The sequence below is a fragment of the Paenibacillus sp. FW104-T2 genome, from assembly GCF_058789975.1.
In genome coordinates this window covers 47,356-59,311 of the sequence record NZ_JBYTCE010000001.1, presented here as the reverse complement: position 1 = coordinate 59,311, position 11,956 = coordinate 47,356, and the positions used below count along the sequence as shown (strand labels likewise).

The window sequence follows — 11,956 nt, the reverse complement described above, 5'->3', positions numbered from 1 at the left end:
CTATATCCTGCTTGATCCGCTCTAGCGGTCTTTATCTCTTTTGGTTCTTATCTTCTATGGCTAACGTAATTCTAAGGTTTGATCTATAAAGGTATCTTTACTGTATAGTTTAACATACCTGAAGGACAGTCACATCCTGATCCAACGATCCAAATGCTACAAATTGAAAATATTTTACAGCATGAAAAAACAAGGCCGGCATTTAAGCCAACCTTGCTTCTGATTTCTTTCACTTTAGTTAAGATACGTCATCGGATTTTCTGGCGTTCCGTTCTTGATAATCTCGAAATGCAAATGCGTTCCGGTCGAACGACCCGTGTTGCCCATAACGCCGATGCTCTCCCCTTTTTCAATCACTTGTCCAACCTTTACGCCAATGCTGTCCAGGTGGCCATAGAGTGTTTCATATCCGTTACGATGGTTAATGATAATGACATTGCCATACCCGCTCTTCTGTCCTGCAAAAGTAACCACGCCTTCATCGGCCGATTTCACATCCCGATTACCTACCAGATCGACACCTTTATGCTGACGACCCCAGCGTTGTCCGAAGCTGCTGCTCATCGTTGCGTTTGATACAGGCCAAGCGAATTCACCTGTACCCTCACCAACCACTTTCGTTCCACTCAGCACCACTTCAGTAACAGCTGCCTTGATGACTTCCTGGCCCAGCCATTCTTCCTTGATGACCTCTCCATTTTCCTTGGTTACACGGTACTGCATGCTTTTTAATCCGCTTTGTCCAGGACGTACCACTTTGGTTGTGCCGGCTTTTAGCTCAGCACTTTTGCGTACTTCAACCTGTGGTTTGATCTCAATTTGCTCCACGACCTGCTCAACCGACTTCACCGTAACTGCCGGTTTAGGCACCGTCAGCGTAAGCTCGTCCCCGATCTGCAGTGACGTTTCCTTGATGCCTGGATTATTCTTGCGAATCTCGCTTTGCGTAATCTCATATTTGGCCGCGATGGAAGAGATCGTATCTCCTTCACGCACCACGTAGGTTACAGGCGCGTCTTTACCAACGGTTAACGCTTTAACCGCCTCGGACACGTCCCATATTTTATTCGGATCTGCCTTCACTGACTCTGTCGCCACATCTTCCTTGATGTCCACGGACTTCAGCGTTGTACTTGGCCCTTCCGCTTTGCTTGACGAGTTAGCCGATACCGACTTCGTCTTGAGCGAACTACGCACAGCCGATGCCGATATGTATTTGCTCTGCACTTGTTCTAGAATGGCATCAGCTGTTGCCTGATCCTTCACAATGCCGATTACTTCGCCATCCACTTGGAGCTCCACGCCTTTGGCATATGCTGTCAGCATATCATCCAGCTTGTCCAGCGTTTCTTCGCTGTTCACTTCAGGTTTGTACGCTTTTACCGTTTCGGTCGTGATGCCATCGGTGTTCAGCACCATTTCCGCGTCAGGATATTTATTTTGGTATTCCTCGGTTTTGTCTGCAAAAAGTTTCTGTAATTGCGCTTCATCCGCAATGCTGCCAATCTCATTCCCTTTTACCATGACCTTGTAATATGGAACGGTGTTCGCAGCAACGTATTGCTTGCCTGCGAATCCAACCGATGCAGCGATGAACACTCCGCATGCTGCTGTAATGATCCATTTACGCGAGGCCAGGACGCGCTTTTTATTTACACTGAAGTTGGACATGCTCATGTTGTTTTTGTCTTCGGCCGTCCGGTGTTCTCCGGATTGTTCGTGTACCCGGTTTTTGCCCGGTTGGCGTATGCCTCTGAAACCTTTCATGATTCTCTCCTTTTCAGCACTTCTCAGTTCGCATTTCTGTCAAGACACACCCATCCGTGTCTGTCTCAAGTTTGTCGATATTTGGTTCTGGGTGTCCGCAAATCAGGACTTTAGCTGCGCTCATAAAAGTGTCAAAATTTTAACCTTTAATCACACCCGTATACTTTAACACAGGTTTTACACTCATTTCAACTCTATGCGTCACAGCCCAAAGCCGCGCCCCGCTTGGTTTTCCTGTATTACCCATAACATGGCAGGCGAATATTCTTACCCATTATGCCTCATGTTCAGGTATACTATGTAGTTTCGGTCTAGTGTTAATACTAGGTTCTAAGACCCACAATAATGCGAAATTATTTTCATAAAAACACAATCAAAAAATCCCTCGCCTGATGATTCAGACAAGGGATGGTTGTATGAATTGAATATGCTATCCTACTATATTTCTCGCTTGCTCTCAGGCCTTGAAGTGTGAATTCCTTTCCTGAATCTATAAATACGTCAAGCTGCATACAAATGCCTGCACATCATGTGTATTTATAAACTATGACTTATTCAGCCTGAAGCACTTCCATAAGATTATCGTATTCCTCACTCGTCAGATATTTCGATATCACCTGTTCAATATCACGTAATTCTTGTTCAGTCAGGCCATCTTCCATCGCGCCCGAGATCTGCTGCATTTCATTTTGGGGAAGCTTTGCCATCAGCAGACTGAAGATCTTCTCTTTTTCCTCCAGAGGCAGCTTGTCCTTGGTTCCCGTAATATCATCTGGCGATACCACAATCGCATCATTACCTGAACCAGCAGAGTTACCAGACGTTCCAGCCGTACCATTGCCAGCTGCTGTCCCGTTTCCACTTCCCGCAGCACCTTCTGGAGCCTTATTGGGGTCTGTGTCTATGCTGCCAGTGTCATCGTTGCTGCTCTCGCCTCCACCGTTTGAAGCCGTCTGGTCGGTTTTATCTGACCCATTCCCTGTATTGCCAGAACCATTGTCAGTGCTTGTCTCCGGTTGGTCTGTTCCATTACCCATGACCGATATGGCGTCCTCTGGAACTTGTTCTTCTTCAGCACCAGTCGGCTGATCCGTTGTTCCTGCTCCCGGTTTGTTCTCCTCGCTCGCCTTACCACCGAGTGCACCCTGGAACATGGATGTTAACCCCAGCGGTTGACCTTCCCACTCAATATTAAAACTCGCCAGCAGCGATTTCACATACGACTGTACAATTAATCCGGTTGTCAGTAAGGTCAATGAACTAACCAGCATGACGGTAAGTACGATTTTGGCAAACCATTGAAGCAACTTCATCCCTGTTCTCCTCCTCCGATTATCCAACCTGTCTGTGGCAGTCAGCACATCAGGTCTGTGATTCTACTGTTATTCAGTATTGACGGAAATCTCGGGATTATATCAGGAGATATGCGAAAAACCCCAGTCATCGCTTATGGGGCGACAACTGGGGACTATGATTCAACTTAATTATACGTAGATTGGAAGAACTTGATTCGTTTGCTCACGGTTACGACCTACGGAGAAGATCGCGATTGGAATCCCTGTCAGCTCGGAAACACGTTTCACATAGTTCTGTGTGTTCACAGGCAGATCTTCGAGTTTCTTCGCTCCAGTGATATCTTCGCTCCATCCTGGCATCTCTTCGTATACCGCTTCACATTCAGCCAGCATTTTCAGACTGGCTGGGTAGTGTGTGATGATCTCTCCACGGTATTTGTATCCTGTGCAGATTTTCACCGTTTCAAGACCTGTCATCACATCCAGAGAGTTCAGGGACAGTCCTGTAATGCCGCTGACACGACGAGCGTGACGCACGACAACACTGTCGAACCAGCCCACACGACGCGGACGTCCAGTTACGGTACCATACTCATGTCCAGTCTCACGGATCTGATCACCAACTGCATCGTGCAGCTCCGTAGGGAATGGACCATCTCCCACACGTGTGGTGTAGGCTTTAGCTACTCCGATAACCTGCTGAATGCGAGCAGGACCAACGCCGGAACCGATACATACACCGCCTGCAGAAGGGTTGGATGAAGTTACATAAGGATACGTTCCTTGGTCAAGGTCCAACATCACACCTTGTGCACCTTCAAACAATACTTTTTTGTTCTCATCAATGGAATCGTTGAGTACAACGGATGTATCACGCACGTATGGACGCAGGATTTCTGCATATCCCAGGTAATCTTTCAGAATTTCTTCTACATCTACTGGCTCACCGCCGTAGACTTGCTCGATCACACGGTTCTTTTCTTTTACCAGATGACGCAGTTTCAATTCGAACTCTTCCGCATCAAGCAGGTCAACCATCCGAATACCGATCCGAGCTGATTTATCCATGTAAGCTGGACCAATCCCTTTACCGGTTGTACCAATCTTGTTTGGACCTTTGCTCTCTTCTTCCAGTGCATCCAGAACCATGTGGTATGGCAGGATGATATGTGCGCGTTCACTGATGAACAGGTTTTTAGTCGTAAAATCATTATCATGAATATAGTTAATTTCTTCAATAAGTGCCTTCGGGTTGATAACCATGCCGTTACCAATGACACAAGCTTTATCCGTGTAGAAAATGCCCGATGGAATCATCGTCAGTTTATATTTTTTGTTGTCGATCAGAATCGTATGTCCTGCGTTGTTACCACCTTGGTAACGAGCGACCACGTCTGCGCTTTCAGCCAAATAATCCGTAATCTTACCTTTACCTTCGTCTCCCCATTGCGTTCCCACTACAACTACCGTTGACATCGTACATACCTCCGTGGGTGCCTTGCGCACCTTTGTATTGGTCTGTCCGTCCTCTATCTCGGCAGGAATTCGAAGTGAAAATACCGGCGGAGAAGCGTGCTAACGGACAGTGAAAATCCCCCTCGTGTTACATATCAAGGAAGGTTTTCGCTGCTTTAACGCAGCAATTCTAGTGTACCAGTCCCCTATTTCAAAGTCAAATGAAATGGCGAACAATTGGTAAAGGCACTAGTTTAATGTTCGGAATTAACCCCATATTTCCACGCAAAAAACCGGGGCAGCCTGTTAAAACTAGCTTGACGGCTAACCCCGGTTTAATTGCACGATAGAATTAAGGCTCTACATATCGTATTAGGAATCTATTTATAAGTCCATATTAACTAGTAGTTGATGAGCACAGAATCTTCTCTATTATCTAGCAAAATATAACGTAACTATCATCTACATCGCAAAGGCATCATTATGTGCCCGCTCATAGTTAACGAACTTATTGAAGTTTTTGAGGAACACCAGCTCAACCGTACCTACCGGACCATTACGCTGCTTTGCGATAATAATCTCGATAATATTTTTCTTCTCGGTCTCCTGGTTATAGTAGTCATCCCGGTACAGGAAGGCTACGATATCGGCATCTTGCTCGATCGAACCCGATTCCCGCAAGTCACTCATCATCGGACGTTTATCCTGACGCTGCTCTACACCCCGGCTCAGCTGGGACAAGGCAATAACCGGAACCTCAAGTTCCCGGCCAATCTGTTTCAGTGTACGCGAGATCTCTGATACTTCCTGCTGACGGTTCTCGCCCGCTTTACCACGGCCGCTGATCAGCTGGAGGTAGTCGATCAGAATCATGCCAAGACCCTTTTCTTTTTTGAGACGACGGCATTTGGCACGAATATCGGCTACCGTAATTCCTGGTGTATCATCGATATAGATCTCTGCTTCGTTTAATGCAGCGATCCCCATCGTCAGCTTTTGCCAGTCCTCATCACCTTTGAATTCACCGGTACGAAGAACCCCTGCATCTAGATTGGCTTCCGCACAGATCATACGCTGTACCAGCTGCGCGGCTGACATCTCCAGACTGAAGATGGCTACCGTCTCTTGCGCCCGAATGCCAACATTCTGAGCGATATTCAAGGCAAAGGCTGTCTTACCTACCGAAGGACGCGCAGCTACAATAATCAAGTCACTACGCTGGAATCCGGCAGTCATCTTGTCGAGATCGATAAATCCGGACGGAATGCCCGTTGTGGTTCCCCGGTTCTGATGCAGCGTCTCGACTTTGTCGAACACTTCCATCAGTACATCCTGAATGGCGATAAAACCGCTGCTGGAACGTCGGTTGGAAATCTCCAAAATGCGCCGCTCTGCTTCACCGAGCATCGCAGCAACGTCTTCACCGCCCGTATAGCCTTCACTAACAATCTGCGTAGCTGTACGGATCAAGCGCCGCAGCATTGATTTTTCTTCAATAATCTGTGCGTAGTAATCCACGTTGGCAGCTGTAGGCACACCATGAGCCAGCTTTGCTAGATAGCTAACGCCGCCAATGTCCTCCAGCTCGCCTTTATCCTTTAGACGCGAAGTCAGCGTGACAAGGTCAATCGGTTGATTTTCCTCTCCAAGCTGGATCATCGCTTCAAATATCAATTGATGGGGCTTATCATAGAAATCCTCGGTTTGCACCCGTTCCATCGCTGTAATCAGGGCCTCGCCCTGCAACAGGATTGCACCCAGCACAGCCTGTTCGGCTTCCAGGTTCTGTGGGGGAATCCGGTCGAATAACATTTCGCCGCCCATCTTACTCCTCCGTTACCTGTACCTTCAAGGTAGCTTTCACTTCAGGGTGAACCTTGACGGTTACTTGCGTTACGCCGAGTGTGCGAATAGGCTCGTCCAGCTCAATTTTGCGTTTGTCGACTTTCAGACCTTTTGCAGCCAAAGCTTCAGCGATTTGTTTGCTTGTAATTGCACCGAACAATCGGCCGCCTTCGCCGGATTTTGCTTTCAGTTCAGTTACTTCTGCTTCCAGCTTTTTGCCGAGTACTTCCGCTTCAGCCTTCTCTTCCTGCTTGCGTCTTTCCTCCGCTGCATTCTGGTTATCCAGCGTCTTCATGTTACCGTCTGTTGCCAAGCGTGCCATTCCCCGTGGCAGAAGGAAATTCTGTGCGTATCCCTCGGATACTTCCTTCACTTGTCCTTTTTTCCCTTGACCTTTTACATCTTTTATAAAAATGACTTTCATTCGAACAGCCCCTCTTCCTTTTCGATTTCAGCCAGTACGTTCATCAGCCGTTTTTCTGCCTCTCCAAGCGTTCCTTCCAATTGCACGGCAGCATTCGTCAAATGTCCGCCACCGCCAAGTCTTTCCATGACGACCTGAACATTCATGCGGCCCAGTGACCTTGCACTGATGCCAATCAGTCCATCCGGACGCTCACTAATAACAAATGAAGCGACCACATCCGTCATATTCAGCAATGTGTCTGCCACCTGGGCAATCATCATCTGTGAAATTTTGCTGCCGGGATCCGTGACCGCCAGCGCAATATTCCCGTATACCATTTTAGCATGCTTTATGATTTCTGCCTTAGCAATATATTCTGACAAATCCTCTTTCATGAGACGCTGGATCATAATGGTGTCTGCACCACTGCGGCGTAGGAAGCCTGCGGCTTCGAATGTCCTCGAACCTGTATGCAGTGCAAAATGCTTCGTATCCAGCGTAATCCCGGCCAGCAGGGCCGTTGCTTCAAGCGGAGTGAATTGTACCTTGTCATGAATATATTGCAGGAGCTCAGTCACAAGCTCCGCAGCCGAAGAAGCATATGGCTCCAGATAGATCAATACCGCATCGTTAATGAATTCCTCTCCGCGGCGGTGGTGATCCACCACCACGACGCGATTGGCCGATTGCACAAGCTTCGGTTCCATCGTCATCGATGCCTTATGGGTATCCACCACCACGAGCAATGTATGCTCCGTCATCATTTGTGTCGCTTGTTCAGGTGAGACGAAGGCTTTGGACAATTTCTCATCCTTGTTCACCTGCTCCATTAATCGTTCGATGGACGGGTTGATTCCATCCAGGACGATTCTTGCTTCTACATTGTATAAACTTGCTGCCTTCCACACGCCGATTGAAGCTCCAATTGCATCCATGTCGGGCATCTTGTGACCCATGATCAGCACTCGATCGCTCTCCTGCATCAAATCACGCAAGGCATGGGCAATTACCCGGGCTCTGACCCGTGTACGTTTCTCCACAGCATTGGATTTCCCGCCGTAGAAGGATAGGCGTTGTCCGGACTTCACAGCAGCCTGATCCCCGCCGCGTCCAAGCGCCATATCCAAACTGGACTGTGCCAGTTCACCCATCTCACTGATTGTATCCGAACCAAATGCGAGTCCAATACTGAGTGTCATCGGAACTTTAAGATCCGCCGTCATCTCTCGCACTTCATCCAGAATGACGAAACGGCTCTGTTCGAGCTCCTGCAGCGATTTATGATTCAGCATCATCAGATAACGGTCAGAAGAGAGACGGCGTAAGTAAACTTCATATCTCTTCGCCCAGGATGTAATCTCGCTTGTTACCCGCGCGATAAGCGCAGTTCGCTGCTGATCGTCCATCCCTTGTGAAGCCTCATCCAGATTATCCAATACCAGAATACCCAGTGCAATGCGTTCATTCTCATATTTATCGCGCAGTATGGCAAGCTCCGTGATCTCGTAAACATATACATACCGCTCCTGCGGGTTATGAATAACGCCATAGAACCGGTCATCCAACTGGAACTCATCATGAAGTTCCTTGGCCGGTTCTTTGGTTCCATCCTTTTTTTCTTTCGGCTGAGGCAGCTTCGGGAAAAGGTTAAGCAGTGGATTGCCCACCATCGTCTTTTCCTGAAACATCTCCCCAACGAAGCGGTTGTGCCACTCTACCGTACGATCCTCGCTGTACAGCACGATCCCGAATGGGAGCATGCTGATTGCTTCGCCTTCCATTCGTTTGATGCGAATGGACAGGCCGTTAATGTAGTCGTTAAGCTCGCGGCGGAACGCCATCTCCGCCTTAATCATGACGATTCCCAGCGCTGAAGCCAGTATCAGACTAATCAAACCAAGCGCCCAGTTATAGATGGTCACGAACATAACAAGCAGAAGCAGCAGTATGAACGCCCATACGGTATAGTAGCCGTGCCAGCGTTTCTTCAGAAATTTAGGCATGACTCATCACCCTAACGTTTTGGTCTCGATATTGCCTCGCGAAGCGGGAACGCCAGATCGATAATCCCGATAATCCGAAGCGGCCCAATGAAGAAGACCGCAACCGCCAGCAAATACGGTATAACCGGGTTCCACTTCTTCGCATGTGCCAGGAAGAAGAAGAAACCGATGGCTTGAATCATGAAGCCCAGATTAATCAAAGGCGACAAGTTCATCGCAATCATGGTCCAGTATGTCCCATCGCTCTGTCTGGAGATGACCTCGAAGAGCAGTGCCAGGAAGTAATACCAGATCAGAGCACGAGGCATACGCCATTCGCGCGCTGGTGGCAGCTTCGATACGGATACACCCATCACATTCAGAATAGGACGAGCAATCACGTGTGTGATAAGCGACATCACCATGGATGTCACAACCAAAGCGAACGGAATCATGAGTTGTGTCTGCCTTGCGACATCCTGAGTCATTTCAGGTGTCCACGCAAAGCCATTTACCATTTGATTAGACGTATTCGTTAGTGGTTCAATTGTAAGTCTCACCACATCATCAATATAACTCGACAGATCGAATTGGAAGATGACACTTCCAATCAGCAAGAGCAGCAGGTATTCTGCCAGCATGGCTCCGGTTCCCGCCAATAATGCGAACAAGGCCGATTTCCTTTTCTTATAGGCATTACCCATAATGATCGCAGGCAGGGTGAACAGCAGCAGTAGTAATAAATAGATCGGATGAAACAAGACTAATATGACCGCTACCGGAACAAGGTGCCATATAAATGATTTTACAGATAAGGAAGCATACAAAATAACTCCGGGTACCATCATGAAAAATATGGCGAGAACCGATAAAGGAGTTAACAGCGAAAGCAGCAAGAGCAGGTATACTGCGCTCCAGACGGCTGACTTCAAGCTAAATTTCAACAAATTCACCTCTTACGCATATGATCTTCTAGCGCGGATATATCCTGGTACCAGTCTTCAAGCTGGTGACCTTCCGATTTGTGCTTTCTCAACTTCTCAATTAACAATGCATCCAGATCCTTGAAAGGAATACCGAGCCTGCGGCCCAATATGTAACTACTCATCATCAGACTGGCGAGACTGTCCCCGATGCGTGAGGTACTGCCTTCCCATAACGCTTTAAACAATCGGGATACCTGGTCAAGTACTTCGGTTTTCAGCCATTCAATCACTTTAGCGCGTTTGGCTACATCCAGTTCTTTAGGCATATTGGCGAAAGTCACTCTCCCCGAAAAAGCTTTATTCTCCATTATAGCATAAAAAGGGGGTCCACAAAATCATCCCCCATGGCAGGAAAATGCCCGCGCTTCTTATGCTTCCTAATGCTTAACATGATACTGAGAGGCTCTGATTATCCGCGTTCACTGAAGCTTAATTTCATTTAATGATTTCTTACTTGGCTTTCATGGACTCTTTGGAGACAATGCCTTCACAGTATTCAATGATCTGACTGCGCCGCACAATACCAATAAAACGTTCCATATCATCGACCACAGGCACAAAGTTCTGTACCTTGGCCAGATTGATCAGGTCTTCCATATTGGCATCAATGGATACTGGCTTAATATCGAGGCGAAGAGGTACATCTTTGAGCAGGAATTTTGAAGCGTTTTCAAATGTAATCTTTCCCTCAGCGTTTTTCATATACCATAATAGATCACCTTCAGTGACCGTGCCTATATATTTGCCTTCCTTATTCAAAATGGGTACCGCCGTAAACCGGTGATATTCCATCCGTTCCAACGTTTGCCGCAGAGTAGAATCCGACGTTACACAGGTAACCTCTTGCTTAGGCAGCAAAAAAAATGCGATGTTCATACCCTTACGTATCCTCCTTGTATTTCTACTTCAAGTTACGCCTCAACTTATATTATACGGATCAAAACGCAAGATGTTCCAAAAGGTTGAAATCGCCCTCCAATGAAAAAAATCAGCAGCCCGCTCATTAACGTACTGCTGATTGTAGTCATAAACAAGGTCTGTATGGAATTCATTAGTCGATCGCTTGCCGGTCTGGAACCATGACTTCACCGGCTGGGGTCGATTCATCCATCCAGTTGTTAATCAGCTCTTTGGCATATTGGACATCCTTCTCATCCGCCTGACCATAATAGATACCGTCTTTGCGCATCCCTTCGCCGAGAATGGTGAAGCTCGAGATTTGCGGTTTATCCTGGGTCATGACCTGTTTGGCCAGATCAGTAATAAATGATGGCTGCATGTCTGTCTGGAAGTTCTCTCCCATAATCTGAATCAATTCCGGGATTTTCGTAATCTGATTCAAACTCAGCATTTCGTTTGCCATGGTGTTCAGGAAAATCTGCTGCCGCTTGGTACGATTAAAATCACTATCCTCGCGGTATCTTACATAATACAGGGCTTCCTGACCATCATAGATCGGCTTGCCGCCTTCAATCGTGAATTGCACGTGATTCGGATCCTTGTTCACGATATCTTCTTCAATCGGCAGCTTCACCCCACCAAGCGCATCCACGACCTTTTTGATTCCGTCAAAATTGATCGTCGCATAGTAGCCTACATCCGCATCCAGAAACTTCTCCACCGTATTGATGGACATATTCTCCCCTCCGAAAGCGTAGGCATGCGCAAGCTTGTCGTAATCATCTACGCCATCCTTGTTGGCATCACGTCCAACAATCTGTACATAAGTATCACGGGGAATGGATACGAGCAATACACGCGATTCCTTCGGTCTGACCACGGCATAGATTACCGTATCGGAGCGACCACGCGTTTTCTCGTAAGCACGTTTGTCAGAACCAAGCAGCAGCACCGAAAACGGCTCTTTGCGATAGACGGTTGGATCAGGCGTTTTATTGCCCTCCTGCGGAACATACGATTTGGACAATTGGCCCTCTACAGAGCCTGCCAGGAACAGGTCAAATGCAGCTACAGCTAGCTGCTGGCGAAACAAATATCCGCCAATTAACAAAACAACGAGTGACACGAGAGTAATATATATGCCTTTTCTTCTTTTCTTCTTCTTTTCTTTAGTTCTGCTTTTCATTCATCGATTCCTTCTTCACTGTCAAAATGAAATTCGATACTACATATCATTAAACGTCTGAAACTGCTTATGACACGGTGCTCTCTGAACTTTTCTCTATCTCGGACAGGAACAACGCTCACGCTCGTTCTATT

10 protein-coding genes are annotated in these 11,956 nt (G+C 47.3%); all 10 read right to left on the bottom strand.

Annotated elements, in window-relative coordinates; translation table 11 throughout:
• Positions 1 to 234 precede the first annotated feature (234 nt).
• Complete coding sequence (locus AC3WQ3_RS00265) at positions 235 to 1,767, bottom strand: peptidoglycan DD-metalloendopeptidase family protein (RefSeq protein WP_492471093.1); 1,533 nt, start codon at positions 1,765 to 1,767, stop codon at positions 235 to 237.
• A gap of 551 nt (positions 1,768 to 2,318) precedes the next feature.
• A complete protein-coding gene (locus AC3WQ3_RS00260; RefSeq protein WP_336782637.1) occupies positions 2,319 to 3,080 on the bottom strand; it encodes a dermokine domain-containing protein in 762 nt (253 codons plus the stop codon).
• 171 nt (positions 3,081 to 3,251) lie between these two features.
• On the bottom strand, positions 3,252 to 4,538 hold the full coding sequence (locus AC3WQ3_RS00255) for an adenylosuccinate synthase (RefSeq protein ID WP_153980485.1): 1,287 nt from the start codon (positions 4,536 to 4,538) through the stop codon (positions 3,252 to 3,254).
• Positions 4,539 to 4,979: 441 nt separating this feature from the next.
• Positions 4,980 to 6,341 carry a replicative DNA helicase gene (dnaB, locus tag AC3WQ3_RS00250; protein ID WP_095290580.1) on the bottom strand — a complete coding sequence of 454 codons (1,362 nt, stop codon included), beginning with the start codon at positions 6,339 to 6,341 and terminating at the stop codon, positions 4,980 to 4,982.
• A gap of 1 nt (position 6,342) precedes the next feature.
• Entirely contained in the window at positions 6,343 to 6,786 is a 444-nt protein-coding gene (gene rplI / locus AC3WQ3_RS00245) for a 50S ribosomal protein L9 (RefSeq protein ID WP_095290578.1), read from the bottom strand.
• Entirely contained in the window at positions 6,783 to 8,771 is a 1,989-nt protein-coding gene (locus AC3WQ3_RS00240; RefSeq protein WP_095290577.1) for a DHH family phosphoesterase, read from the bottom strand. Before AC3WQ3_RS00240 ends, rplI begins: the two co-directional genes overlap by 4 nt.
• An 11-nt stretch (positions 8,772 to 8,782) precedes the next feature.
• Positions 8,783 to 9,703, bottom strand: a complete 921-nt coding sequence (locus tag AC3WQ3_RS00235; protein ID WP_251642846.1) for a DUF2232 domain-containing protein — start codon at positions 9,701 to 9,703, stop codon at positions 8,783 to 8,785.
• Entirely contained in the window at positions 9,700 to 10,002 is a 303-nt protein-coding gene (locus AC3WQ3_RS00230; RefSeq protein WP_095290575.1) for a MazG-like family protein, read from the bottom strand. The genes AC3WQ3_RS00235 and AC3WQ3_RS00230 overlap by 4 nt, the downstream gene beginning before the upstream one ends.
• 184 nt (positions 10,003 to 10,186) lie before the next feature.
• A complete protein-coding gene (locus AC3WQ3_RS00225) occupies positions 10,187 to 10,612 on the bottom strand; it encodes a CBS domain-containing protein (RefSeq protein WP_153980486.1) in 426 nt (141 codons plus the stop codon).
• A 175-nt stretch (positions 10,613 to 10,787) separates the two neighbouring features.
• Entirely contained in the window at positions 10,788 to 11,822 is a 1,035-nt protein-coding gene (locus AC3WQ3_RS00220) for an LCP family protein (protein WP_492471092.1), read from the bottom strand.
• Between the last annotated feature and the right edge of the window lie 134 nt (positions 11,823 to 11,956).

Bases quoted from the DNA above. Each gene is read 5' to 3' on its own strand.
- AC3WQ3_RS00265 (WP_492471093.1), bottom strand. From the start codon at position 1,767: ATGAAAGGTTTCAGAGGCATACGCCAACCGGGCAAAAACCGGGTACAC.
- AC3WQ3_RS00260 (WP_336782637.1), bottom strand. From the start codon at position 3,080: ATGAAGTTGCTTCAATGGTTTGCCAAAATCGTACTTACCGTCATGCTG.
- AC3WQ3_RS00255 (WP_153980485.1), bottom strand. From the start codon at position 4,538: ATGTCAACGGTAGTTGTAGTGGGAACGCAATGGGGAGACGAAGGTAAA.
- dnaB (WP_095290580.1), bottom strand. From the start codon at position 6,341: ATGGGCGGCGAAATGTTATTCGACCGGATTCCCCCACAGAACCTGGAA.
- rplI (WP_095290578.1), bottom strand. From the start codon at position 6,786: ATGAAAGTCATTTTTATAAAAGATGTAAAAGGTCAAGGGAAAAAAGGA.
- AC3WQ3_RS00240 (WP_095290577.1), bottom strand. From the start codon at position 8,771: ATGCCTAAATTTCTGAAGAAACGCTGGCACGGCTACTATACCGTATGG.
- AC3WQ3_RS00230 (WP_095290575.1), bottom strand. From the start codon at position 10,002: ATGCCTAAAGAACTGGATGTAGCCAAACGCGCTAAAGTGATTGAATGG.
- AC3WQ3_RS00225 (WP_153980486.1), bottom strand. From the start codon at position 10,612: ATGAACATCGCATTTTTTTTGCTGCCTAAGCAAGAGGTTACCTGTGTA.
- AC3WQ3_RS00220 (WP_492471092.1), bottom strand. From the start codon at position 11,822: ATGAAAAGCAGAACTAAAGAAAAGAAGAAGAAAAGAAGAAAAGGCATA.